Consider the following 24,912-nt stretch of genomic DNA (forward strand, 5'->3'; position numbering starts at 1 on the left):
TGGAGCGGATTATTCGGCTTGCATCCGCGCGTCTCGGTCAGCCTTGGCAAGGGCGTCGAGCAACGCATCGAGCTCACCATCGAGTACGGCGTCCAGGTTATGCGACTTGTAGCCGATCCGATGATCGGTGATGCGGTTCTCCGGATAGTTGTAAGTGCGAATGCGCTCGGAGCGGTCGACGGTGCGAACCTGACTCGCTCGCCCGGCTGCCGCTTCTTCGTCGGCAGCTTCCTCGGCCGCAGCTTGCAGTCGCGCTGCGAGGACCTGCATCGCACGCGCCTTGTTCTGCAGCTGCGAGCGCTCGTTCTGACAGGTGACGACGATCCCTGTGGGCAAGTGGGTGATCCGCACTGCGGAGTCGGTCGTGTTGACGCCCTGCCCGCCCTTGCCGGACGACCGATAGACATCGATCCGGAGGTCGGTCTCGTCGATCTGTACTTCCTCGACCTCGTCGGGCTCTGGGTAGACCAGAATTCCGGCTGCGGACGTGTGCACTCGACCCTGTGATTCGGTCACGGGCACTCGCTGGACGCGGTGCACGCCCCCCTCGAACTTCAGTCGGGCCCAGACACCGTCGAGCGAACTACCTTTTGCCTTGATGGACAAGGTCGCGTCCTTGTAGCCGCCGAGATCGGAGACATTGGCGTCGAGGATTTCGACTCGCCACCCGCGACGCTCGGCGTAGCGCACATACATTCTGGCAAGGTCGGCGGCGAACAGCGCCGATTCCTCGCCGCCCTCACCGGATTTGACCTCCATCACGATGTCGTCACCATCGTGCGGATCACGCGGAGCAAGAAGGTCGGCGAGCGTCTGTTCGAGTGCCACCACAGTCGCTTCGAGTTCAGGAACCTCCGCGGCGAAGGACGCATCGTCGGCGCCCAACTCGCGCGCTGCGGCGAGATCGTCCTGAGCGGACGTGAGTTTCCCGTGAACCGACATGATCGGGGCGAGTTCGGCGAATCGCTTGCCTGCACGCCGCGCCGCCGCCGGATCGTTGTGCAAGGCAGGGTCGGCGAGCTGCTGTTCCAGGCCCGAATGCTCGGCCAGAATGTCGTCGATGGCCGAAGGCTTCGTCGTCCTCGCCATTGGTGCGCTCCGCTCTAGTGCTCGAGAAGTCCATATATACAAAAGCCGACGCCCGCCCTGTAGACATCACAGGACGGGCGTCGGGAGAAAAGCTAGCTGTCGGCGTCAGCCTTCTTGCCGGCACGCTTTCCGTAGCGAGCCTCGAAGCGCGCAACGCGACCACCGGTGTCGAGAATCTTCTGCTTGCCCGTGTAGAACGGGTGGCACTGCGAGCAGACCTCGACGTTGATCCGGTCTTTGTCGGTGGTGCTGTGGGTCTCGAAAGTATTGCCGCAACCGCACACAACCGTGGTCAGTGTGTAGTCGGGGTGAATTCCTGCCTTCATGGTGTCCCTTTCAGATGGTCGCCGGGTCGCCCTCGCCAATCGAGAGCGTGAACCGGAACCGGACTCGGCCGTTCAGTATGCCAGAGAGGTCTTCCGACCTGCTAATCGTCTTCATTCCCTCACCGACAGGTGCCTCAACACCCGCACCTGTCGGCTTGTTCCCGCGCTGGAAACCAGATGGTCAGTCGTCGAGCGCGCCGGGCGCGGTCTTCGACACCTGGATCAGGAACTCGACGTTGCTCTTGGTCTTCTTCAAGCGATCGACCAACAGATCGATTGCCTGATGCGAGTCGAGACCCGACAGAACGCGGCGGAGTTTGTGCACCACGGCCATCTCGTCGGGACTCAGCAGCAACTCGTCGTGACGGGTGCTCGACGGGTTGATGTCCACAGCCGGGAACACACGCCGCTCGGCGATCTTGCGATCGAGCTTGAGCTCGGCGTTGCCGGTGCCCTTGAACTCCTCGAAGATCACGGTGTCACCGGTGGAACCGGTCTCGACCATGGCCGTCGCGATGATGGTGAGCGATCCACCGTTCTCGATGTTGCGGGCAGCGCCGAGGAAACGCTTCGGCGGGTACAGCGCCGTCGAATCGACACCACCGGACAGGATTCGGCCCGACGCAGGCGAACTGTTGTTGTACGCACGACCCAATCGAGTGATCGAGTCGAGCAACACGACGACGTCCTGACCTGCTTCGACGAGACGCTTCGCACGCTCGATCGCGAGTTCGGCGACTGCCGTGTGGTCACCTGGCGGACGGTCGAACGTCGAGGCGATGACCTCGCCCTTCACCGAGCGCTGCATGTCGGTGACCTCTTCCGGACGCTCGTCGACCAGGACGACCATCAGGTAGCACTCGGGATTGTTGACCGAGATCGCGTTGGCGATCGCCTGCAGAACGCTCGTCTTACCGGCCTTCGGCGGGCTGACGATCAGTGCGCGCTGACCCTTGCCGATCGGCATGACCAGGTCGATGATGCGAGTGGTCAGAATGTTCGGCGTCGTCTCCAACCGCAGCCGCTGGTTCGGATACAGCGGGGTGAGCTTGCCGAACTCTGGACGCTTGCGCGCAGTCTCGACATCACCACCGTTGACGGTGTCCAGTCGAACGAGCGGGTTGAACTTCTGTCGCTGATTCGACTGCTCACCTTCACGAGCGACACGAACAGCACCGGTCACGGCGTCGCCGCGGCGTAGACCGTTCTTCCGCACGAGGTTCATCGAGACGTATACGTCGTTCGATCCCGCGAGGTAACCGGAGGTGCGCACGAAAGCGTAGTTGTCGAGCACATCGAGAATGCCCGCTACCGGCTGCAATACGTCGTCGTCGCGGATCTCGGGCTCGCGCTCGTTTCCACCGCCGCCACCGCCGCCTTCACCGCGGTCACGCCCACGACGACGCTCACGGAACCTGCGTCCCCTGCGGCCACGGCCATCGCCGTCGTCCTCGGAGTTGTCACGGTTGTCGCGGTTGTCTCGGGGACCGTTGTTGTTGCGGTCGTCCCCACGAGAGTCGTTCTGGTTCTGATTCCGGTTGCGGTTGCCGTCACCCCGGTTGCTCTCACCACGGTTGCCTTCACCGCGGTTGTCGCGGTTGCGCTCGCCGCGGGTGCGCTCGTTGCGCCCGCCCTCGGAACGGTTGCCGTCGTTGTCGGAGTTCTCGCCCCGGTTTCCAGCGTCACCACGGTTTCCAGCGTCCCCACGGTTTCCGCGAGCGCCGTCGTTACCGTCGGTCGAATTCCGATTCTCACGGTCGGCACGGCCACGTCGCGGCCGCTCGTTGGACGCAGCGTCTCCTGCGTCCGCACCCGTGGGCTGGGAGTCAGGAGTCGCGGCGGGCGCAGAGTCGGCAGCGGCAGCAGAGTCGGCAGCGGCTGCGGTCTCGTCGAGCGGGAGCTGGTCGGGAGCGCCTGCCCTACGACCTGCGGTACGCCGACTGCGCGTGCGACGAGGTGTGTCCGTCGCATCGTCCACGCTTGATTCAGATGTAGCTTTCGAGCTCGTCTCGGGCGCCGGAGTCACGGCGGTCGGAGTCACGGCGGTCGGAGTCACGGCGGTCGGAGTCACGGACTCCTGAGCGCGAGTCTTGTCGGCTGCACTACGTCGAGGGGCCTTGGGTGCATCGGTTGTTGCCGCCGCACCACCGCCTTGACGTGCAGAAATGGCGGCGATCAGATCGCCTTTACGCATGCCGGAGATGCTTTTGATGCCGAGTTCGCCCGCGAGACTACGCAGCTCGGTGAGCACCATTCCGGACAGGCCAGCTCCGCGTCGCGTCTTTTCGGGCGCAGAGATCAGTTCCGTATCGGTCACGGAGGTCCTTTCCTTCCCTCACTCGCAGTCTGCGCAGTCGAGGGTTCGTTTCCGTAGCTCGAATCTCTTTCGAGCACGGATATTGCCGTTCACGATCGAATTACTTCCGACGGACGACCGACCCGAATCCGTATTAAAGGCTACGGAGGGTCGAAGCCAGGAGCGTCAGTGGACTCGGACGTGAATTCCCCCGAATACGATGACGAGATTGCCCTGGTGAAAACCGGCGTCTGAAGCGCACGTTGTACGGACGACCCTCAGGATAGCGTCGATCATCGCGGTCGGCAAGAACCGGCTACCGGCGAGTCACACCGGAGTCACTCACGACGTGCAGACACCGTCTGCCACGTCGAGTTCGAGGACGCGAATCCCCTCGCTTGACGCTTGCTCCTTCAGGTCCGCCGGGAATGGCGCTACGCAGAGTGCAAGCACCGTCGGGCCCGCGCCGGACAGGACCGCAGCGATTCCTCGCGATCGAAGGGCGGTGATCCATTTCGTCGCCGCGGGTAGGGCGCTCGACCGCTGCCCCTGATGCAGCATGTCCTCGGTAGCCGGGATCAGCAGGTCCGGCCTCTGGGTCAAAGCCACAACGGCGAGCGCACTTCGACTGACGTTGAATGCAGCATCACGATGCGGCACCAACTCGGGTAGCAGTCCGCGCGTGTGCGAGGTCGACGACCGCTCCGCTGGAACGAGTGCGACGACATGAATGTCGGGATGAACCGGCAATCTCACCGCCGAGTAGATTCGCTGCGCGCCGCTGTCGCTTGCAGGCTCGCTCCACGACACAACCGCACCGCCGAGCACACTCGCCGATGCATTGTCGGGGTGCCCTTCGAATTCCGAGGACAGTTGCACCAACTGCTGGTCGGTCAAGGCAAACGCCGGATCGAGCTTGGCCGCCAATCCGTTGGCGGCGGCCAAGCCGCCGACCACCGCGGACGCAGACGACCCGAGTCCACGGGAATGCGGAATTACGTTGCTGCACACGACATCCAGGCCATCCGCCCACACTCCAGCCGCCTCCAGGCCGCGCTCGATCGCACGGACGACGAGATGCGAGGGCCCCCAGGGAACATCCTCGGCGCCCTCGCCTTCGACGTGAATACTGAGTCCGGACGCTGTGGTGGTGACTCGAATCTCGTCGTAGAGACCGAGTGCGATTCCCAGTGTGTCGAACCCGGGCCCGAGGTTGGCGCTCGACGCAGGAACACGCGCAGTGACCGTCAACCCCAGCGGCAGTGTTGTCGTCATGGCCTGGGACTCTGCCACTACGCCAACTCGAGCGCAGATGCCACGGCAACGGGGTCGACCGGGATCGGCTCGACCACAGGCATTCCGGACAAGGCGGTGTCGGGATCCTTCAAACCGTTACCCGTCACCGTGCACACGACGCGTAGGCCGCTGTCCAGCCAGCCTTCCTTCCGCGCGGCGAGCAGCCCCGCGATGGAGGCAGCCGACGCAGGTTCGACGAAGACGCCCTCGGACTTCGCCACCAGGCGGTAGGCCTCGAGTATCTCCTCGTCGGTTGCAGCACGGAACGCGCCGCCCGACTCCTCCTTGGCCGCTACTGCGCCATTCCACGAAGCGGGCGAGCCGATGCGAATGGCAGTTGCAATGGTCTCCGGGTCCTTCACCGGCGCACCGTGAACCAGCGGCGCCGCACCTGCGGCCTGGACGCCGAGCATCCGCGGTTTGACCGTGGTCAGCCCATCTCGGAAGTACTCCGAGTAGCCGCGCCAGTAGGCCGTGATGTTGCCCGCGTTACCGACCGGAAGCGCGTGCACGTCCGGTGCGTTTCCGAGAGCGTCGCAGATCTCGAAGGCCGCAGTCTTCTGCCCTTCGATCCGGACCGGGTTGACCGAGTTGACCAGCCCGATGGTCGGAAACTCCGCTGTTGTCTTCCTCGCAAGTTCGAGGCAGTCGTCGAAGTTACCCTGAACCTGAATGATCTTGGCGCCGTGCATGACCGCCTGAGCCAGCTTGCCCATCGCGATCTTGCCCTGGGGAACGAGAACGGCGCAGCCCATACCCGCTTTGGCGGCATAGGCGGCAGCAGAGGCAGACGTGTTGCCCGTCGACGCGCAGAGAACAGCTTCCTGACCGCGCGCGAGTGCGTCGGTGACCGCCATCGTCATCCCGCGGTCCTTGAAGGAACCGGTCGGGTTGAGACCTTCGACCTTGAGATGAACCTCGCAGCCCGTGATCTCGGACAACCGTTCCGCGTGGATCAGCGGAGTTCCGCCCTCGAGCAGGGTGACAGTCTTCCAATTCGGGCCGATCGCAAGACGCTCACGATACGCCTCGATCAGACCCGGCCATGGGGTGTGCACGGTCATTTATGTGCCTTCCAATCTCAGAACACTGGCTACAGAGGTGACGACGTCGAGCTTGTCCAACGCCGAAACAGTTTCGGACAGAGCAGAATCCGCAGCAAGGTGCGTCACGACCACCAGACGCGCACCCTCACCCGCACCCGACTGGCGAACAGTGGAGATACTGACGTCGCGCTTGGAGAACTCCGCAGCAACGGTCGCAAGAACTCCCGGCTTGTCGGCGACCTCCATGCTGACGTAGTAGCGGGTCGAGATGTCACCCATCGGCGCGATCTTGAGCTTGGCGTACTTCGACTCCAGCGGCCCACGGCCCCCGTAGAACTTGTTGCGGGCGGCCATGACCAGGTCACCGAGTACGGCAGAAGCCGTCGGCGAACCGCCGGCACCCTGTCCGTAGAACATCAACCGGCCTGCCGCTTCGGCTTCCACAACGACGGCATTGAACGCGCCGTTGACCGTCGCGAGCGGGTGGTCGCGCGGCACGAGGGCCGGGTAGACCCGAGCGGAGATCCGCTCTTTCCCCTTGGGCGTCGTGATGCGTTCGCAGATGGCCAGCAATTTGATCGTGCAGTCGAGCGAACGTGCAGTCTCCAGGTCCGCCGAGGTGATGTTGCTGATGCCCTCGCGGTACACATCCCCTGCGGTGACACGGGTGTGGAACGCGATGGACGCGAGGATCGCGGCCTTGGATGCGGCGTCGTAGCCCTCGACGTCGGCCGTCGGGTCGGCTTCCGCGTAGCCAAGACGGCCCGCTTCGACGAGAGTTTCCGCGTAGTCGGCTCCGGTTTCGTCCATCGCGGAGAGGATGAAGTTCGTGGTGCCGTTGACGATGCCGGCGACCTTGGTCACCCGGTCCCCGGCGAGGGACTGCATCAGTGGACGGACGACCGGGATCGCTCCGGCAACTGCCGCCTCGAAATACAGATCCGCGCGGGACTTCTCGGCTGCCTCGTTGAGTTCGCCCGTGTACTCCGCGAGCAAGGCTTTGTTCGCCGTCACGACGGACTTGCCCTTTTCGAGGGCAGCGAGGATGAGCTTGCGGGGAACGTCGATTCCGCCGAGAACCTCGACGACGATGTCGACGTCGTCCCGGTTGACGAGCGACTCGGGATCGTCGGTGAGCAGCGCGGCGTCGACGCCGCGCTTGCCGTCGACGCGACGAACGGCGATGCCTCGAATTTCCAGCGGCGCACCGACTCTCGCAGCGAGATCCTCGGCGTTCTCGGTGAGGATTCGGACGACTTCGCTTCCGACGTTACCGAGACCGAGAACGGCGATTCCTATCGGCTTCGTAGTCATGGCTGCACCTCCAAGCTGAGCAAATCTTCCAGTGTCTCCCGGCGCAGGACGAGCCGGGACTTTCCGTCTTTCACCGCTACGACCGCCGGACGGGTCAGCAAGTTGTAGCGACTGGACATCGAATAGCAGTACGCACCGGTAGCGGCGACGGCCAACAAGTCCCCTGGGCCGACATCTTCCGGCATCCAGGTATTCTTGATGACGATATCGCCACTCTCACAGTGCTTTCCGACTACGCGGGCAAGAACTGCATCGGCATCACTGTCACGAGAGACCAGTCGGCAGTCGTACTCGGCTTGGTAGAGGGAGGTGCGAATGTTGTCGCTCATCCCACCGTCGACACTCACGTACCGTCGTCGCGTCGTCGCGTCGACCGTCACGTCCTTGATCGTGCCCACCTCGTACAACGTCACCGTGCCCGGCCCGGCGATGGCGCGACCGGGCTCGACGTCGACGTTCGGCACCGGAAGGCCGACCTGTGCCGACTCGGTTGCGACGATGGACTTCAGCTTCGCCGCCAGTTCGTCTATCGGCGGTGGATCATCGCTCGGCACATACGAAATGCCCATCCCGCCACCGAGGTCGATGGTGGAAATCTGCGAAGTCTTGTCGACACCGAACTCCGAGACGACGTCCCGCAACAAGCCGATCAGCTTGTGCGCCGCCAGTTCGAAACCGTCCACCTCGAAGATCTGCGAACCGATATGACTGTGCAACCCGACCAGACGCAGGTTGCCCGCAGCGAAGACGCGCCGGATGGCTTCGAGAGCCGAGCCGTCGGCAAGCGAGAACCCGAACTTCTGATCCTCGTGTGCGGTGGCGATGAATTCGTGAGTGTGCGCTTCGACGCCGACCGTCACACGAACAAGGACGTCCTGCACGGCGCTGAGTTCACCGGCGACGGCGTCGAGCCGATCGATCTCGATCATGGAGTCGAGCACGACGTGTTCGACGCCCGCGCGCACACCTGCGGTCAGCTCGTCGACCGACTTGTTGTTGCCGTGCATAGCAATTCGCTCGGCCGGGAACCCGGCAGCGAGTGCGATACCGAGTTCGCCGCCGGAACAGATGTCGAGCGAGAGCCCTTCGTCGGCGACCCAGCGTGCGATTTCACCGCACAGAAACGCCTTCGATGCGTAGTGCACGCGCGCGGGGTCGCCGAATGCCTCGGCCATTTCCCGCGCACGTGAGCGGAAATCGTCCTCGTCGATCACGAAGAGCGGGGTTCCGTACTCGGCTGCCAGTTCGGTGACCGGCACACCTGCCAACGTCACCACACCGTCGTCGCCGCGGCGGGCATGACGTGGAAAGACGTGCGCAGGTAGCGCCGTCATCTCCGACGCCGACTTCGGCCGTTCCTGTGTCGCTTCCTTCGTAGGCGCGTCCGCGTGTTTCGGACCCGCCGGATGGGCGCTCACATGCGCTCCGGTGCACTGACGCCGAGCAGGGCGAGGCCATTGGCCAGCACCTGCCGGGTCGCGTTGCCCAACGCCAAACGGGCAGTGTTCACAGGACCTGGCTCCTCGTCTCCTTGTGGAAGTACTCGGCAAGCGCCGTAGAACCGATGGTAGGCACCGGCCAACTCTTCCAGATAGCGCGCGATCCGGTGAGGTTCACGCAGGTTGGCTGCGCTGGCCACGACGCGAGGGTAGTCGCCGATAGTTCTGATCAGCTCGCCTTCCTGCTCGTGCACCAGCAAGCTCAGGTCGGGGTCGTCTGCGCTGATGCCGAGTTCCGCTGCGTTTCGCGCCAACGACGCAAGGCGGGCATGTGCGTACTGCACGTAGTACACCGGGTTCTCGTTGCTCGCGCTCGCCCATAGTGCGAGATCGATGTCGATACTCGAGTCGACCGAGGAACGCACGAGCACGTACCGCGCGGCATCGACGCCGATGGCGTCCACGAGGTCGTCGAGAGTGATGACGGTGCCGGCACGCTTGCTCATCTTGACCGCGACGCCGTCGCGCACCAGGTTCACCATCTGCCCGATCAACACCTCGACCGTGTCCGGATCGTCCCCGAAGGCTGCAGCTGCGGCCTTCAACCGACCGATGTACCCGTGGTGGTCGGCGCCGAGCATATAGATGCACAGGTCGAAGCCGCGCTGACGCTTGTTCTGGAAATAGGCGATGTCCCCGGCGATGTACGCGGCGTTGCCGTCGCTCTTGATGACGACTCGGTCCTTGTCGTCGCCGTAATCGGTGCTGCGAAGCCACCAGGCGCCGTCCTCGGAGTAGAGGCTTCCGGAGTTCTTGAGGTACTCGACGCTCTTCTCGACTGCGCCGGATTCGAACAACGAATTCTCGTGGAAGTAGACGTCGAAGTCGACGCCGAACTCGTGAAGGTTCTTCTTGATCTGACCGAACATGAGCTCGACGCCGATCGACCGGAAGGTCTCCGCCTGCGGAACCGGCGCCATGGCGAGAACTTCCGGGCTCTTCGCAACGACCTGCTGCGCGATTTCTTCGATGTATGCGCCTGCGTAGCCGTTCTCCGGTGCGGGTTCGCCCTTGGCCGCGGCAATCAGGGATCGGCTGAATCGATCGATCTGTTCACCGTGATCGTTGAAGTAGTACTCGCGTACCACCTCGGCTCCCTGTGCCGACAAGATCCGGCCGAGGGCGTCGCCGACGGCAGCCCAGCGAGTACCGCCGAGGTGAATGGGTCCGGTCGGGTTGGCCGAGACGAACTCGAGGTTGATCTTCTTGCCTGCAAGCGCGTCGGCGGATCCGTAGGCTGAGCCTGCGGCCAGCGCCTGGGCGACGATGGCGCCTTGCGCGTCCGCGGCGAGGCGAATGTTGAGAAAGCCTGGACCAGCAACTTCTGCGCTTGCAATCGAGGCGTCCGCGGTCAAGGCATCGGCAAGCCAGCCGGCGAAATCACGGGGGTTCGCACCGGCCTTCTTGGCGATCTGCAGAGCGACGTTGGTTGCGTAATCGCCGTGCTCGGGGTTACGTGGACGTTCGACCGTCACCTTTTCAGGCAGTACGGACGCGTCGAGACTACGGTCGGCGAGCACCGTGGCAGCGGTCGCGCGTAGTAGTTCGGCAAGGTCGGCGGGAGTCACAGGTGTCTATCCTATGGTCTCGGACCCAGCCAGTTGCCACTGACGTCGTCTCGGCGGCTGTGGCACCTCAAAGGATGCGCTCAGCTCGGGACCGTACAGTAGGGACGCTCTGCGATCACAGGTCGCCACGAATCGCGGACCGAACGAAGTTTGTGTGCGCCCCGGTGCACCTCCGACAACCGAAAGAGCGACGACAGCGATGCCTACGGGTTCCAACAACGGCGGTCCGGACAAGAAGTCGGCAGCCAAAGCCAGCAAAGCAATGAAAGCAACCAAGAAGAAGAGCGGCGGCGTCCCCGCAAGGGGCAAGTCCGGCCTGCCCACGGGTCGGCAGATCCCTTGGTTCGCCGTCGGCGCTGGCGCGATCGTCATCGGCCTCATCGCCGTCCTCGCCATCAACCTCGTCCCGAAGTATCAGGACCGCGTCGAAGCCCAACGATGGGAGCCGAGCGAGAGCAATCAGGATCCGTCGACGTCGATCGCAGACGTCGCCGTGCAGCCCTACGAAGCAGCTCTGCACGTGTCGCCGACGCAGCGCGTCGCCTACGACCAGACTCCCCCGTTCGGTGGACCGCACGACGCGACCTGGGCCACCTGCACCGGCATCGTCTACCCCGAGGCGATCCGCACCGAAAATGCGGTCCACTCCCTCGAGCACGGCGCGGTATGGATCACCTACAACCCCGACGAGCTCTCCGAGGACGAGATTTCCACACTGGCCGACAAGGTCGACGGTGAGACCTACATGTTGATGTCGCCGTATCCCGGTCAGGACACTCCGGTGTCGCTGCAGTCATGGGGCCACCAGCTCAAGGTGGACAGTGTCGACGACGATCGAGTCGATCAGTTCATCTCCGCCCTTCGCCTCAACCGCTACCAGTACCCCGAGGTCGGCGCGAGCTGCGCGACGGTGCCCGGCGGCGGATTCGATCCCGACAACCCACCGCTGTTCGACGCGTCGGCTCCCGGCGCAGATGCAGTCCCGATGGACGGGGGCGGGATCACCCCGGACACCAGTGAAACGTCGGGGATGGGCGGACTGCCTTCGGGCCTCCAGCTCCCCAGCGACATCCAGGTACCAGCCGAAGCGCCGGCAGCACCGGCCCCCGCACCCTGATGTCGGAACCGTCACGGTCGACGAAAGTCGGACGACCACAACTCATCGCGCTGATCGCACTCGGCGTCATCGCCGTGCTCACGGTCGGGTTCGCGCTCGGGTTCTTCGCCCGAACCAACTTTCTCGGCGGTGACGACTCGACGCCGGCGGCCGACTCGGTGGATGTCGGCTTCGCGCAGGACATGTCGGTGCACCACAACCAAGCCATCGACATGTCCTCGATCGCGCTGACCAACGCGTCGGATCCCCTCGTCCGAAACCTCGCGTTCGACATGCTGACGTCACAGCAGAATCAAGTCGGACAGATGCAGGGGTGGCTCGCGCTCTGGGATCGCGCCCCGGTCGGCGCCGACGGATACATGGGGTGGATGTCGGCCGACGATCACGGGCATTCCATGTCCATGTCCGCAGATACAGCAGAGTCGGGATCCGTCGCGGCGATGCCGGGGATGGCGTCGACGGAGGAACTCGCCGCACTCCGGCAGGCAACCGGCCCGGACGTCGACGTGATGTTCCTGCAGTTGATGCTGCGTCATCATCAGGGCGGTCTGTCGATGATGGAGTACGCGGCAGACCATGCCGAAACTCCGGCTCTCGTGCGCCTCGCCCAGTCGATGATCTCGACCCAGCAGAGCGAGGCGACACTGATGACCCAGATGTTGGCCGAGAAGGGCGCCGAACCCCTCCCGACGAGTTAATGGAGGGTGTACGTCCAATCGGTCACCTCGGGCATGTCCTCCATGTGCTCGACGACGTAGCTCGCATGACGTTTCAGCTGGGAATTGCAGAAGTCCACGAGCTCGCTTCCCTTCTCCGGAACACGACGCGAGCGCCGTAGCGCTTCGAGTACGAGGTGGTATCGACTCATCCTGTTGAGCACCACCATGTCGAACGGTGTGGTGGTGGTTCCCTGTTCGTTGAAGCCGCGCACATGGAAGCGGTCGACTTTCGGCCTTCCGTGCAACAGTTCGTGCACTGCCCGCGGGTATCCGTGAAACGCGAAGACGACGTCGGTATCCGCCGTGAAGAGGTCGATGAACGTCGATTCCGAGAAGCCGTGCGGATGATCGCCAGGTGTCACCAACGCCATCAGGTCGACGACGTTGACCATTCGCACCCTCAAGTACGGAACCCACTCCTGGAGAATCTGCGCTGCCGCCAGGATCTCCTGGGTCGGAACATCGCCTGCCGCGGCGAGCACGATGTCCGGCTCGGTCGGGCTGCCGACCGACTCCGTCTCGGTCCCCGCCCAATGCCAGATCGACGCCCCTGCGGCGCAGTGCTTGTTCGCCTCGTCGAGAGTCAGATACTGCAGGTGCGGCTGTTTGTCGACGACGATGAGATTGACGTGGTCTCGACTCCGGAAGCAATGGTCGGAGATGGACAACAACGTGTTCGAGTCCGGCGGCAGCCAGATACGTACGACATCCGGCGACAGCGGAATGGCGGCATCGATCATCCCTGGGCCCTGATGACTGAAACCGTTGTGATCGTTTCGCCAGCACGTACTCGTCAGCAGCACGTTGAGTGATGCCACCGGTTCGCGCCACGCCAGATCAGCTGCATGCTGCAGCCACTTGACGTGCTGGATCATCATGGACACGCTCACCATCGCGAACGCTTCGTAGCTGGCGAAGAGTCCGTGTCCACCGGCGAGAACGTATCCCTCCAGCCAGCCCTCGCACAGATGCTCGCTCAGTACCTCCATGACCCGGCCGTCGGGCGAGAGATGGTCGTCCCACTCTTCGGTAGGAAGCTGCCAGCACCGATCTGTCTGCTCGAACACTGCCGCCAGCCGATTGCTGGCCGTCTCGTCCGGGGAGAACAGTCGGAAGTTGCCGCCGCCGTCGTCGCGACCGTTCTGGGCGTAGATGTCGCGCATCAGTTCGCCGAGAACCCGCGTCGTCTCGTGGAAGCTACTGCCCGGCGATTCGATCGGGATCTCATACTTCTCGAGCGGCGGAATGCGTAGCGGCTGAAGGAGTCTGCCGCCGTTGGCATAGGGCGTCGATCCCATGCGCTTGTCCCCCGCAGGAGCCAGCGCGGCAAGTTCGGCCACGAGGGTTCCGTCGTCGTCGAACAGCTCTTCCGGACGGTAGGACCGCAGCCAGTCCTCCAGCTGGGCCAGGTGTTCCGGGTTGGTTCGTACTCCGCTCAGCGGTACCTGGTGGGCTCGGAAGGTTCCTTCCACCAGAACGCCATCGACCGTATGTGGGCCCGTCCATCCCTTCGGGGTGCGCAGCACGATCGCGGGCCAGCGTGCTTGTGCCGACGTGCCACCGTCGCGGGCAGCAGTCTGGATGAGCCGAATCTTCTCGTGCGATTCGCGCAGGACCCGCAGCAACTCGGGAAATACGACGCGGGGATCGGTTCCCGATACGACGACCGGGTCCCATCCTTGACCGTGCAGGAAGTCGACGATGTCCTCGTCACTGCTACGCCCGAAGACGGTCGGCCCGGCGATCTTGGCTCCGTTGAGGTTGAGGATCGGCAGGACCGCCCCGTCTCGGCGTGCGTTGAGAAATGCAGGAAGCTTCCACGAACCAGCGAGCGGTCCGGTCTCGGCCTCGCCGTCGCCGATGACGCAGGCGATCGTCAGGTCGGGGCGATCGAATGCGGCACCGCCCGCATGAACCAGCGCGTACCCCAGCTCGCCGCCCTCGTGGATACTTCCTGGCGTCTGGACACTGACGTGGCTAGGAATACCGCCAGGAGCGGAGAATTGACGGCACAACCGTCGGACTCCGGCGGCGTCCGGCCCGACGTGCGGGTAGATCTCGGAATACGTCCCTTCGAGGTACGTCGACGCAACCAGCGCCGGTCCACCGTGGCCTGGCCCGGTGACGTACAACCAATCGGAGTCGGTCTCCTTGATGTGTCTGTTCAGCAGCGTGTAGATCATCGACAGACACGGACTGGTCCCCCAGTGGCCGAGCAGCCGAGGCTTGATGTGCGAGGCGTCCAGAGGCTCGCGCAGCAGGGTGTTGTCCTTCAAGTAGATCTGGGCCACGGTCAGGTAGTTCGCGGCGGCCCACCACGCGAGGTCGAGATCGAGGGCTTCGGTCGAGTACTCGTGATCGGTCACAGGCGTCCCTTCCTTACATACATCCCTCGACTCTCCTCTCTACACGTCAACACGAGGGTGATTTCTGATGACGAATGCGATGCGCTAGTCTTGGACCCGCCCACAGGCACGCCGGAACCTCGGCGGGCCCCCGTAGCTCAGGGGATAGAGCGTTCGCCTCCGGAGCGAAAGGCCGCAGGTTCGAATCCTGCCGGGGGCACCCATGACTGGAGCCCGAGGGACTACCTCGGGCTCTTCTTGTTCAGCGGTGCGACAATGAAGCCCATGTCCGAGCTCGACGAGATCGCAGCCGAGTTGTATGCCATCGACCCGGCAGAGTTCGTCGCCGCCCGTAAAGCCGCTGTTGCGGCCGCCAAGAAGTCCGGCAACCGTGCACTCGCGAGTGCAATCGGCAGCCTGCGTAAGCCCACCACCGTCGCGTGGATGGTAAACCTTCTCGTCCGAGAAGAGCCCGAGGACATCGCCGAGCTGTTCGATATCGGCGACAGCCTGCGTGAAGCTCAACGCAAATCCAACACCGGCGATCTCCGCGAACTGTCGACCGCGCGACAGAAGGCAATCAAATCGTTGACCTCGCGAGCAGCCGAACTGGCACGTGGTCAGGGAAAAACATTCGACGAGAACGCATCCCGCGAAGTCGGCCAGACGTTGGGAGCAGCCCTCGCCGATCCCGACATCGCACTGCGGGTCCGATCCGGACGGGTACTGACAGCCGAGTCGTACAGCGGGTTCGGTCCCGCCGCACTCTCCCTCGTACCGGACACCGACGACCCACCGCCCCAGTCGGATGCTCCAGAAGATCCCGCCCTGAAGCGCTCCAGTGAACACCGCCGAGTAGACGAGAAGGCGCTCGCGGAAGCCAGAGAGGCTCTCGCGGAAGCCAAGGAGGACGAGGCGTCGGCGCGCGGTGCCGCGGAGACTGCCGAATCGGACCTGCGCGATGCGCAGAACCACCTCGCAGAGGTCAAGGAGCAGCTCGAACGGCTACGGGCCGAACTGCATGCAGCCGAGGGCGAGGAAGCGACAGCGCGCGAAGCCGAGAAGTCGACGGGACGCGAGGCACGTCGACTACGCCGTGTGCTTTCCGACGCCGAGGATCGAACTGCCGAACTCCAGAGCGTCGTCGACGATCTGTCCAGCTAGGGCGATCCCTCTCGCACGCGCATGTACCTGTCCAACTCGGCGGCACCGGCCAGCAGTGAACAACCACGGTAGGACAGTCGGTCTCGCCACTCGCCCAACAGAGCTTCGAGCGGATCGAGCCCACCGGCGGTGCGTATTTCGGCCAGGAAGGGAGCGATTCGATCGAGGGGATAGCCACCACGCCTGAGCTGCCGGGTCAGCAGTGCGTCCCGCACATCGACTTCCGAGTAGATGCGATATCCAGTCTGCGGATCACGGTCCGGTTGGACCAAACCGGCGTTCTCCCACTTGCGTAGCGTCGCAGCCGTGATGCCCAGCCGGTGGGCAAGAGGGCCGATGAACATCGCACCGGACGTCGCCTTCGCGGCCTCGACAGCCGAAGTTCCCAGTCCTGCAAGAGCATTCTCCACAGCCCGAAGGGTTCGCCGATCGTCGAGGAGCTGTACGTGGCTCTCATCGATCAGCTGCAACGCCTCGTCGATGGCATCGAGATTCACTGCACGCATGATCGACGTCGACCTCTGGTGACCATGCCCGGGAATCAACGCGAGAAATGCGCGAACGGAATGTACGTGCACCGTTGTGTACGTCCGGTATCCGTGGGGAGTGCGTTCAGCCGGCGGGAGGATCCCGGCCGCTTCGTAGTTTCGAATCGCCTGCGTGGACAGCCCATGCTCGCGAGCGAGGTCTATCGGCCGCAATCGCCAACGGTGTTGAAGGTTATCCACGATTCTCAGCCTATTTCATTCCAAAGTCTCAACGGAGAGTTCAACGATACGGTTGAAGCATGACTACTTCGCTCGACGATGCCATCCATCCCATCGAGGCGTCCGCGGTCATGGCACTGCTTCCCACGCGCCCTCGACTCCTGGCGATCGGTGAACCCACCCATGGCGTCGACACTGTGCTCGACCTCCGCAACGAGGTCTTCCGGCATCTCGTCGAGCACGAGGGATACCGAACCATCACAGTGGAAAGCAGTTGCTTGATGGGGCTGGTAGTGGATGACTACATCACCTCCACCGCAGGCACATTCGACGACGTCATGGAACAGGGATTCAGCCACGGGTGGGGAAAATGCCCGGGCAACCGTGATCTGGTGCGGTGGATGCGCGAATACAACGACGGCCGCCCCGCACCCGAGATGCTGCACTTCGCTGGTTTCGACGGACCGATGGAGATGCAGTCCGCCCCGAGTCCACGGGATGCGTTGACCAGCCTGCATGCGTATCTCGCCGAATGGATCGATCCCGGCCGTCTGCCTGTCGGTGCTGAAGCTCTGTCTCGGCTGCTGGGAGCGAACGAACGGTGGCAAAACCCGAACGCGATGATGGACCCGTCGCAGTCCATCGGCCAAAGCGCCGAGGCACTGAATCTACGGATACTCGCCGACGACCTCGTCTCACTTCTCGACATGCACGTTCCTAACCTCCTCGCGGTGTCCTCGTGGGACGCTGTGGACCGCGCACGTATGTACGGACGCACTGCCGTGGGTCTGTTGCGGTACCACCACGCGATGGCCGACGCATCCCCTGCCCGCATGGAACGGCTCTGCGGATTGCGGGATTCGATGATGGCGGAGAATCTGCTGGCTCTCGCCGGACGCGCCCCGACCCTCGCCCATGCGCACAACAGTCACTTACAGCGGCAACTGAGCTCGATGCAGTTGTGGGATGGGCCGATCGAATGGTGGAGTGCCGGCGCCCTTGTCAGCAGCGAGTTGGAGGAGGAGTACGCATTCATTCCGACTGTGCTGGGGACGATCCGCGATCACGGAGTGGACGTCCCGCCTTCGGCCACCGTCGAAGGGCTTCTGTACTCGGTGGGCAGAGACAGGTTCGTCGTCGACGCTCGGAAGTTGACCGCCGACTTCGAACCCCGCGAGTCTGAATGGTTCGGCTACGCGCCGATGGATCCTGCCCACGTGAGGGAGCACGCCGCGCTGCTGTTCATCCGGGACACGTTGTAGTGGCCGCTATCGGCTAGGACTGGGACTGCTAGGGGCTCGGCTCGATGATCGCAGTGATGGCGGTGATCTCGCCGGCCGGAATCTCGAAGTGTTCGGTGATGTTCACGCGCGCTCCCCCGTCGAATTCGAGGACGAATCGCGCTACAACATTGGTGTCCCACTCGTTGAACACGAGCTCGTGCACCCCGACGATCGACTTGTATTGCTGCCCCTCCTCGATCTCGCGACGCAGAAACGCTCCGGAATCGCCGGTAGCTTTTCCGTTCTCGATACGCGTGCAGCGATCGCTCAACCGGAGCTTGGTTGCGTCGTGGCTGACGAGGGACTTGATGTACTCCCGTGCCATCGCGACCCGCCCGGTATCCGCCTCCCGCGTCGCATGTGTCGCGATGCCGCGGAGCAGCGGTTCGGCCAGCTCGGGGCGGCAGATCAGCAAGTCGGGCAGATAGGGATGAGTCCGGTTGTACAGCAACGGCGATCCGTCGATGCGCGAGCAGTGCAGACCGGCCGCGAGCGCAACACCGACGGGTGCCGCGGAGTCCCATTCCCACTGTCCACCCGAGTGCACATAGGCGTCGACGTCGCCGCGCACGACGGCCATCGCCTTCGCGCCGGCGGAGCCCATCGTCACGACGTCTCCTTCGACGTCGGCGGCCAGGGCATCCATGTAGTACGGCGGTCGACTGTCGCTGACCACCAGCCTGGGCCTGCCCGATTGCGGCGCAGGGCCTTTCACGTCCGCCGTCGAGTAGACCACGTCGATTGCAGGCTGCGCGACCGCCGATGCCGTCATCCCGACGCCCGCTTCCCATAGCCCGACATGCACGGCCCAGTCCTCGCGGCCCGCCAAACCGTACTCGCGGGAACCGTCGAGTGGGTCGATGATCCAGACGCGCTGCGCGTCGAGGCGGGTCAGGTCGTCTGCAGACTCCTCCGACAGGACGGCGTCCTCGGGCCGCTCCGATGCCAACCTGTCGAGGATCAGGGTATTGGCTGCGGCGTCGCCGAGCCGTCCCAGCTCGCGGCCTGTCTCGTGGGCTCTCGCCCGAACCTCGAGCAGCAACAGCCCGGCAGCGTGGGCTACATCCGCTGCGAAGTGTGCATCGTCCATGGGCGAGGGTGGTGTCGTCACCAGCCCAACAATTCCATGATCTTCCCCGCCTGCGCGGCAAGGTCACCATCAGCGGGTTGCAGCACCAGTTCGGCATGCTCCGGAACTTCGTAAGGATCGTCGACGCCGGTGAAGCCGGTGATCTCACCCGCTCGGGCGCGGGCATACATGCCTTTGGGATCTCGCTTCTCGCACTCCTCGATGGGAGTGTCGACGAAGACCTCGTAGAACGGTAGCCCGGCGGCCTCGTGCGACCTGCGGATAGCGTCCCGGTCACTTCGGTACGGGCTGATCAGACAGGCCAGCGTGATCAGCCCGGCGTCGGCCATCAACTCTGCGACCGCACCGACCCTGCGCACGTTCTCGGCGCGATCGGCCTTCGAGAAGCCGAGGTCGGAATTGAGCCCGAGGCGTAGGTTGTCGCCGTCCAGACGGTAGGCGGGCCGACCCGACGCCACCAGCAGACGTTCCAGCTCGGCGGCGATCGTGGATTTGCCCGAGGCGGACAGCCCGGTGATCCAGATCGTTGCTCCCTTCGTCGCGCGCTGCGCACGATCGACGCGAGATGTACTCCAGACGACGTTGGTCGACGCTGGTGTCGGACCGGTGATCATGCCCGCCGCCACCGTGGCGCCCGAGCGCTCGTCGACGAGAAGGAAGCTGCCGGTGACTCGGTTGCGCCGGTACGGATCGAACAACAACGGACTGTGCGTCCTTATTTGAACTCGGCCAATTTCGTTGATCCCCAACGCGTCTGTCGGCGTGACACGGTGCAACGTATTGACGTCGAGCCGATAGTCCAGCTCGACCACAGTGGCGGGTGTTGTCGCGGTCGTATGCATCACGAGGTATCGCTCCCCGACGTGCAGCGTCGTCTCGTCGGTCAGCCAGCACACCATCGCGTCGATCTCGCTCCCGACGAGGGGGCGGTTGTTCGGACGAGCGAGCATGTGCCCGCGTCCGACGTCGATGTCGTCCTCGAGTTCCACACAGATCGCCGAGGGCGCGAATGCCTCCGGCATCTCGACACCGCCGGGACCCCTCACCGACTTGATACGCGTCGAGAATCCGGACGGTAGGACCACCACTTCGTCGCCAGTCTTGAACACCCCACTCGCCACGGTTCCGGCGTATCCACGAAAGTCTTGGTAGCGAGCCTGTTTGGGCCGAATGACGTACTGGATCGGAAGTCTGGCGTCGATCAGATTGCGGTCCGAGGAAATATGCACATCTTCGAGATGATGCAGCAACGAACTTCCCTCGTACCAGGGCATTCGCTGAGTTCGGTGGACCACGTTGTCGCCGTCGAGCGCCGACATGGGCACGAATGTCAGATCCCGCACGTCGAGTTTGGCCGCGAAGTCTCGAAACTCGTCCTTGACCTCGTCGAACCTGGCCTGGGACCAGTCCACGAGATCCATCTTGTTGATACACAGAACGAGGTGCGGGATCCCCAACAGCGACGCCAGGAACGCATGCCGCCTAGTTTGTTCGAGCACTCCCGCTCGGGCATCGACGAGTATCAGGGCGACATCTGCGGTCGAGGCACCAGTCACCATATTGCGCGTGTACTGCTCGTGCCCAGGTGTATCCGCGATGATGAACTTACGCTCTGCAGTTGCGAAGTAGCGGTGTGCGACGTCGATCGTGATGCCCTGTTCGCGTTCGGCTCGCAGTCCATCGGTCAGTAACGCAAGGTCGGCCGTGTCGCCGCCGCGCTCGCGGCTCGTCCGTTCCACGGCGTCCAACTGGTCCTCGAAGATCGACTTCGAGTCGTACAGCAATCTCCCGATCAGCGTCGACTTGCCATCGTCGACACTGCCTGCCGTGGCCACTCTCAGAAGCTGCGACATCAGAAGTAGCCCTCCTTCTTTCGGTCTTCCATGCCGGTTTCCGAGATGCGGTCGTCCGCCCGGGTCGCCCCTCGTTCGGTTGTCCGGGTCGTCGCGATCTCGGTGACGACGGCATCGGCATCGGCAGCCGAGGACTCAACACAACCGGTGCACGTGGCGTCGCCGACCGTCCTGAAGCGAACCAACGATTCGAACGGCTCCTCCCCGTCTGCAGGAGTCACGAATCGTGTTGCTGCCAAGAGCATTCCGTCTCGCGAGATCACCTGTCGTCGGTGCGCGTAGTAGATGCTCGGCAACGCGATGTCCTCGGCGGCGATGTACTGCCAGATGTCGAGTTCGGTCCAGTTCGACAGCGGAAATACGCGAAAGTGCTCGCCCTGCCGGTGCCGGCCGTTGTACAACTGCCACAGCTCCGGGCGCTGCTTGCGCGGATCCCACTGCCCATGCTCGTCGCGGAAGCTGAAAATCCGCTCCTTCGCGCGCGCTTTCTCTTCGTCACGTCGCGCCCCGCCGAACACCGCATCGAAACGCCGATCGGCGATAGCGCGCAGTAGCGTCGCGGTCTGCAGCCGGTTCCGTGTTGCACGCGGACCGGTCTCCTCGACGGTGCGACCGGCATCGATGTCGTCCTGTACCGACGCCACGATGAGATCGATGCCGGACGCCTGAGCAGTCGCGTCACGGAATGCCAGGACCTCGTCGAAGTTGTGTCCGGTGTCGATGTGCATGACGGAGAACGGAATCCGCGCAGGCCAGAACGCCTTTGCCGCAACGTGCAGCATCACCACCGAATCCTTGCCGCCGGAGAACAGCAGCACCGGCCGTTCCGCCGTCGCCGCGACCTCGCGGAAGATATGAACAGCTTCGGCCTCCAACGCACCGAGATGCGTCAATTGGTACATGGTCGACATGGCGTCCCTCCGATCGGTCGGTACCCACCTGGACCGACTCGGTTCACGCTCGATGGCGAAATAATAGAACCTGTTCTATCCATTGGTCAACGTTTCCGCAATGGCTATCGCGACAAGCATTGACCGCTACAGGCGCACGTTCTATTGTCATTTCTGCAACCTGTTCTACACACCGGCAGCGAGGAGCTCAGCGTGCTCACCGATTCATTCGCCGAGGCAATGGCTGCCGCCGAGAAGATCATCGAGGATGCGCCACACGTCCGGAGCGAATTGGACCTCGTCGAGGGGTTCGACTACCTGGCCGGGAGCATTCGCGCTTCGCTTCAGATGGCATGGGCGTACGACCCACTGTTTCCATTCTTTGCCTCTTCCACCGGCCCGTACACGAAAATGGGTCTCGACAACCCGGACACCCTGTACTTCCACGCGAACATCAGCGACGAACACGAGTACGTGGTGTCAGGAACGCGCGGAACCACAACAGATCTGAGCTTTCAGATCCTGAAGGGTGACTACTCCCCCGTCGATGTTCCCGACAGCCTCACCGCCTTCGACGATCGCTCCATTCACATAGAACCGGACGGATCCTTCGAGGTGCACTTCGGTCGTCCGTCCGAGGAGAGAAACCACTTCACGCTGGGCGAGGGATCGTCGATGCTCGTCGTACGCGAGGTCTACAGCGACTGGTCTGCATCGCGGGGAACGCTGACCATCAGCCGCGTCGGAAGCACCGAGGAAGCACCGACGGTTCGCACGAAAGAAGCCGTCGCAAAGCGGTATTCGACGGCAGGAAAGATGCTGCTCGGCCGGCTCCGAACGTTTCTGCAGTTTCCTCAGTGGTTCTATCTGAACCTCGAGGTAAACACGATGACCGAACCGAGACTCACACCCGGTGGCTTGAGCACCCAATACTCCTCAGCCGGGCACTACGACCTACGCGACGACCAAGCCATGATCATCACCGTCCCGAAGTCCGATGCGCCGTACCAAGGATTTCAACTGGGCAGCATGTGGTACATCTCGCTCGACTACATCAATCATCAGACTTCGCTGACAGCGGATCAAGCGCAGATCGACCCGGACGGCTGCATTCGACTCGTCGTCAGCGAACGAAACCCACAGGTGACCAACTGGATCGAGACGACGGGGCATCTTCGCGGATACGCTCAGTTCCGGTGGCAACGGGTGTCCCGGGAGATGACGCCGGCGGACGGACCGAGCGTGGAGGTCGTCGACATCGACCAGGTCGCGTCGACGCTGCCCTACTACGACACCAACAAGATCAGTCCACAGGACTTCGCAGCGCGAATAGAAGAACGCCGTACCGCCGTCGCGACGCGGATGCTCGGATGATGCTCGAGGGCAAGGTCGTCGTGGTCTCCGGCGTCGGACCGTCACTCGGCAGGTCCATCGCATTGCGCAGCGCTGCAGCCGGAGCCGATCTTGTGGTCGCGGCCAGGTCGAAGGACTACCTGGAGGTCGTCGCGAAAGACGTTGCAGCGCTTGGACGACAGGCCTTGGTGGTAGCCACAGACATCACCGACGCGGTGTCGGCGGCAGCACTCGTCGAGTCTTCGGTCGATGCCTTCGGGCATGTCGACGTTCTCGTCAACAATGCGTTCGCGATCCCGTCGATGAAGGACCTGGCGCATACCGACGAATCCGTCATCCGTCGTGGGCTCGAGTTGTCGCTGTTCGGCACGTTGCGGCTCTCGCAGCTCTTCACTCCCGCCCTGGCCGACTCGGCAGGGTCGATCGTGATGATCAACTCGGCGGTCATTCGACATTCACAACCGAAATACGGCAGCTACAAGATCGCCAAGGCCTCGTTGCTCGCGATGTCGCAGACGTTGGCCAGTGAACTCGGGCCCCAGGGCGTGCGGGTCAATACGATTGCACCGGGCTACATCTGGGGTTCGACATTGCAGGGATACTTCGCCCACATGGCGGAAAAGTACGGAACCACCAGTGAACAGATCTACCAGCAGACCGCAGCCGCCACCGACCTACGGCGTCTTCCGGAACCCGACGAGATCGCCGACGCGGTGGTGTTTCTCGCCTCCCCGCTCGCCCGCGCGATCACCGGTCAATGCCTCGACGTCAACTGCGGCGAATACCACCACTAGGAGCACCGATGACGAGCACCGAACGCACCGATGTCGGCACTGCGGCCGACCTGCATGCGTCGGCGACCAAGGTCACCGGTCTCGACGACTTCGGCGCCGACGACTACGCCGAAGCATTGGAAGTGCTTCTCGACTCCTACCGGCGCGAGGCAGAACTGACGCCGCTCGGATCTCGGATGAACAGATTCTTCCTCAAAGGCGCGCTGGTCGCGAGGTTGCTCAGCGAACAGGCGTGGAAGAACAATCCGGGTCACGAACAGGTCGAGATCGATCGGCCGATCTTCGTCACCGGACTACCGCGGACGGGAACCACTGCGCTGCACCGGTTGTTGACCGTCGACCCGGCACACCAGGGTCTCGAGATGTGGTTGACGGAAATGCCGCACCCTCGTCCTCCACGCGATACCTGGGAGTCCAACCCCATATTCGCGCAGATCGAGAAGGGGTTCGCCCAGCATCATGTCGAGCACCCCGAATTCATGGGTGTGCACTACATGTCGGCCGCCGAGGTCGAGGAATGCTGGCAATTGCTTCGCCAGTCGGTGCAGTCCATCGCCTACGAGTGCCTGGCATACGTACCCACTTACTCGGCCTGGTTGGCCGAACAGAGCTGGACCGCGGCCTACCGACGACATCGAAAGAATCTCCAGCTCATCGGCATGCACGACGTCGATCGACGATGGGTGCTGAAGAACCCCAGCCATTTGTTCGCGCTGGAAGAACTGCTGCAGGTCTACCCCGACGCACTGATCATTCAGACGCATCGAGAGCCGCGCACCATCATGCCGTCGATGTGCAGTCTCGCCGAACAAGCGACGGCCGGGTGGAGCCACAAGTTCGAGGGCGAGGTCATCGGAAGTACCCAACTCGACCTGTGGGAACGCGGACTACACAACTTTTCGGCGGCGCGCACTCGCGCCCCGGCTGCGCAGTTCTTCGACGTCGATTACCACGACTTCGTCGCCGATCCGCTCGGCACCGTCGAGCAGGTGTACCGGTACTTCGGCCTCACGCTCACCGATAGCGCCCGTATCGCCATGGAAGCCATGCACGCCGAAAGCCGAAGCGGAGCACGTCGCCCGTCGCACAAATACACCCTCGGCGACTTCGGACTCGACGGCGACGAGGTGGATCGAAGGTTCGCTGCCGCACAGCGCTAGGGT

20 protein-coding genes and 1 tRNA gene are annotated in these 24,912 nt (G+C 63.4%); 8 read left to right on the forward strand and 13 right to left on the reverse strand.

Annotated features, from left to right (window positions below; genetic code table 11):
- Nucleotides 1–9: 9 nt before the first annotated feature.
- From prfA to argS, 8 genes are all read right to left on the reverse strand, one after another.
- Entirely contained in the window at nt 10–1,089 is a 1,080-nt protein-coding gene (gene prfA / locus WDS16_RS14910; protein ID WP_338886025.1) for a peptide chain release factor 1, read from the reverse strand.
- Nucleotides 1,090–1,181: 92 nt separating this feature from the next.
- Nucleotides 1,182–1,415, reverse strand: coding sequence for a 50S ribosomal protein L31 (gene rpmE, locus WDS16_RS14915; RefSeq protein ID WP_072807073.1), 234 nt, complete (start codon nt 1,413–1,415; stop codon nt 1,182–1,184).
- Between the two features lie 181 nt (nt 1,416–1,596).
- Entirely contained in the window at nt 1,597–3,732 is a 2,136-nt protein-coding gene (gene rho, locus WDS16_RS14920; RefSeq protein ID WP_338886026.1) for a transcription termination factor Rho, read from the reverse strand.
- Between the two features lie 321 nt (nt 3,733–4,053).
- Nucleotides 4,054–4,986 (reverse strand): homoserine kinase, encoded by a 933-nt coding sequence (gene thrB / locus WDS16_RS14925; RefSeq protein WP_338886027.1) that lies wholly within the window; start codon nt 4,984–4,986, stop codon nt 4,054–4,056.
- 17 nt (nt 4,987–5,003) lie between these two features.
- On the reverse strand, nt 5,004–6,071 hold the full coding sequence (gene thrC / locus WDS16_RS14930) for a threonine synthase (RefSeq protein ID WP_338886028.1): 1,068 nt from the start codon (nt 6,069–6,071) through the stop codon (nt 5,004–5,006).
- Complete coding sequence (locus tag WDS16_RS14935) at nt 6,072–7,367, reverse strand: homoserine dehydrogenase (protein WP_338886029.1); 1,296 nt, start codon at nt 7,365–7,367, stop codon at nt 6,072–6,074. It lies immediately after the preceding gene.
- Nucleotides 7,364–8,785, reverse strand: a complete 1,422-nt coding sequence (gene lysA, locus WDS16_RS14940; protein WP_338886030.1) for a diaminopimelate decarboxylase — start codon at nt 8,783–8,785, stop codon at nt 7,364–7,366. Before lysA ends, WDS16_RS14935 begins: the two co-directional genes overlap by 4 nt.
- Complete coding sequence (gene argS / locus WDS16_RS14945; protein ID WP_338886031.1) at nt 8,782–10,434, reverse strand: arginine--tRNA ligase; 1,653 nt, start codon at nt 10,432–10,434, stop codon at nt 8,782–8,784. The genes lysA and argS overlap by 4 nt, the downstream gene beginning before the upstream one ends.
- Nucleotides 10,435–10,633: 199 nt before the next feature.
- Between argS and WDS16_RS14950 the strand changes: the two genes are divergently transcribed.
- Both WDS16_RS14950 and WDS16_RS14955 read left to right on the forward strand, forming a co-directional pair.
- Nucleotides 10,634–11,551 (forward strand): DUF3105 domain-containing protein, encoded by a 918-nt coding sequence (locus WDS16_RS14950; protein ID WP_338886032.1) that lies wholly within the window; start codon nt 10,634–10,636, stop codon nt 11,549–11,551.
- On the forward strand, nt 11,551–12,249 hold the full coding sequence (locus WDS16_RS14955) for a DUF305 domain-containing protein (protein ID WP_338886033.1): 699 nt from the start codon (nt 11,551–11,553) through the stop codon (nt 12,247–12,249). The genes WDS16_RS14950 and WDS16_RS14955 overlap by 1 nt, the downstream gene beginning before the upstream one ends.
- Here WDS16_RS14955 and WDS16_RS14960 read toward each other — a convergent pair.
- Nucleotides 12,246–14,636, reverse strand: coding sequence for a phosphoketolase family protein (locus tag WDS16_RS14960; protein WP_338886034.1), 2,391 nt, complete (start codon nt 14,634–14,636; stop codon nt 12,246–12,248). The two genes, WDS16_RS14955 and WDS16_RS14960, sit on opposite strands and share 4 nt — an antisense overlap.
- Before the next feature lie 126 nt (nt 14,637–14,762).
- Here WDS16_RS14960 and WDS16_RS14965 point away from each other — a divergent pair.
- Nucleotides 14,763–14,835, forward strand: a tRNA-Arg gene (locus tag WDS16_RS14965).
- 65 nt (nt 14,836–14,900) lie between these two features.
- Nucleotides 14,901–15,779: a hypothetical protein gene (locus tag WDS16_RS14970; RefSeq protein WP_338886035.1), complete on the forward strand. Its 879-nt coding sequence runs from the start codon at nt 14,901–14,903 to the stop codon at nt 15,777–15,779.
- Here WDS16_RS14970 and WDS16_RS14975 read toward each other — a convergent pair.
- The gene (locus WDS16_RS14975) at nt 15,776–16,507 is read right to left on the reverse strand and encodes a TioE family transcriptional regulator (RefSeq protein ID WP_338886036.1); all 732 of its coding nucleotides are present in this window, start codon (nt 16,505–16,507) and stop codon (nt 15,776–15,778) included. The two genes, WDS16_RS14970 and WDS16_RS14975, sit on opposite strands and share 4 nt — an antisense overlap.
- A gap of 59 nt (nt 16,508–16,566) precedes the next feature.
- On the opposite strand from WDS16_RS14975, the gene WDS16_RS14980 reads away from it, so the two are divergent.
- Nucleotides 16,567–17,748 (forward strand): erythromycin esterase family protein, encoded by a 1,182-nt coding sequence (locus WDS16_RS14980; protein ID WP_338886037.1) that lies wholly within the window; start codon nt 16,567–16,569, stop codon nt 17,746–17,748.
- A 28-nt stretch (nt 17,749–17,776) separates the two neighbouring features.
- On the opposite strand, the gene WDS16_RS14985 is transcribed toward WDS16_RS14980, so the two are convergent.
- From WDS16_RS14985 to cysD, 3 genes are read right to left on the reverse strand one after another with little or no spacing between them, the layout of a single operon-like run.
- Complete coding sequence (locus WDS16_RS14985) at nt 17,777–18,859, reverse strand: 3'(2'),5'-bisphosphate nucleotidase CysQ (RefSeq protein WP_338893463.1); 1,083 nt, start codon at nt 18,857–18,859, stop codon at nt 17,777–17,779.
- Between the two features lie 17 nt (nt 18,860–18,876).
- Nucleotides 18,877–20,712, reverse strand: coding sequence for an adenylyl-sulfate kinase (gene cysC / locus WDS16_RS14990; protein WP_338886038.1), 1,836 nt, complete (start codon nt 20,710–20,712; stop codon nt 18,877–18,879).
- Nucleotides 20,712–21,623, reverse strand: coding sequence for a sulfate adenylyltransferase subunit CysD (cysD, locus tag WDS16_RS14995; protein ID WP_338886039.1), 912 nt, complete (start codon nt 21,621–21,623; stop codon nt 20,712–20,714). Before cysD ends, cysC begins: the two co-directional genes overlap by 1 nt.
- Before the next feature lie 192 nt (nt 21,624–21,815).
- Between cysD and WDS16_RS15000 the strand changes: the two genes are divergently transcribed.
- The 3 genes from WDS16_RS15000 to WDS16_RS15010 are packed head-to-tail and all read left to right on the forward strand — an operon-like array spanning nt 21,816 to nt 24,909.
- Nucleotides 21,816–22,976: a hypothetical protein gene (locus WDS16_RS15000; RefSeq protein WP_338886040.1), complete on the forward strand. Its 1,161-nt coding sequence runs from the start codon at nt 21,816–21,818 to the stop codon at nt 22,974–22,976.
- Complete coding sequence (locus WDS16_RS15005) at nt 22,973–23,749, forward strand: SDR family oxidoreductase (RefSeq protein ID WP_338886041.1); 777 nt, start codon at nt 22,973–22,975, stop codon at nt 23,747–23,749. The genes WDS16_RS15000 and WDS16_RS15005 overlap by 4 nt, the downstream gene beginning before the upstream one ends.
- 8 nt (nt 23,750–23,757) lie before the next feature.
- Nucleotides 23,758–24,909 (forward strand): sulfotransferase, encoded by a 1,152-nt coding sequence (locus tag WDS16_RS15010; protein ID WP_338886042.1) that lies wholly within the window; start codon nt 23,758–23,760, stop codon nt 24,907–24,909.
- Nucleotides 24,910–24,912 lie beyond the last annotated feature (3 nt).

Origin of the sequence: Rhodococcus sovatensis, from assembly GCF_037327425.1 — a bacterium.
GTDB classification, from domain to species: Bacteria; Actinomycetota; Actinomycetes; order Mycobacteriales; family Mycobacteriaceae; genus Rhodococcoides; species Rhodococcoides sovatense.

Bases quoted from the DNA above. Each gene is read 5' to 3' on its own strand.
- thrC (WP_338886028.1), bottom strand. From the start codon at position 6,071: ATGACCGTGCACACCCCATGGCCGGGTCTGATCGAGGCGTATCGTGAG.
- WDS16_RS14935 (WP_338886029.1), bottom strand. From the start codon at position 7,367: ATGACTACGAAGCCGATAGGAATCGCCGTTCTCGGTCTCGGTAACGTC.
- rpmE (WP_072807073.1), bottom strand. From the start codon at position 1,415: ATGAAGGCAGGAATTCACCCCGACTACACACTGACCACGGTTGTGTGC.
- WDS16_RS15010 (WP_338886042.1), top strand. From the start codon at position 23,758: ATGACGAGCACCGAACGCACCGATGTCGGCACTGCGGCCGACCTGCAT.
- thrB (WP_338886027.1), bottom strand. From the start codon at position 4,986: ATGACGACAACACTGCCGCTGGGGTTGACGGTCACTGCGCGTGTTCCT.
- WDS16_RS14955 (WP_338886033.1), top strand. From the start codon at position 11,551: ATGTCGGAACCGTCACGGTCGACGAAAGTCGGACGACCACAACTCATC.
- WDS16_RS14950 (WP_338886032.1), top strand. From the start codon at position 10,634: ATGCCTACGGGTTCCAACAACGGCGGTCCGGACAAGAAGTCGGCAGCC.
- WDS16_RS14980 (WP_338886037.1), top strand. From the start codon at position 16,567: ATGACTACTTCGCTCGACGATGCCATCCATCCCATCGAGGCGTCCGCG.
- WDS16_RS14970 (WP_338886035.1), top strand. From the start codon at position 14,901: ATGTCCGAGCTCGACGAGATCGCAGCCGAGTTGTATGCCATCGACCCG.
- cysD (WP_338886039.1), bottom strand. From the start codon at position 21,623: ATGTCGACCATGTACCAATTGACGCATCTCGGTGCGTTGGAGGCCGAA.
- cysC (WP_338886038.1), bottom strand. From the start codon at position 20,712: ATGTCGCAGCTTCTGAGAGTGGCCACGGCAGGCAGTGTCGACGATGGC.
- prfA (WP_338886025.1), bottom strand. From the start codon at position 1,089: ATGGCGAGGACGACGAAGCCTTCGGCCATCGACGACATTCTGGCCGAG.
- WDS16_RS14985 (WP_338893463.1), bottom strand. From the start codon at position 18,859: ATGGACGATGCACACTTCGCAGCGGATGTAGCCCACGCTGCCGGGCTG.
- WDS16_RS15005 (WP_338886041.1), top strand. From the start codon at position 22,973: ATGATGCTCGAGGGCAAGGTCGTCGTGGTCTCCGGCGTCGGACCGTCA.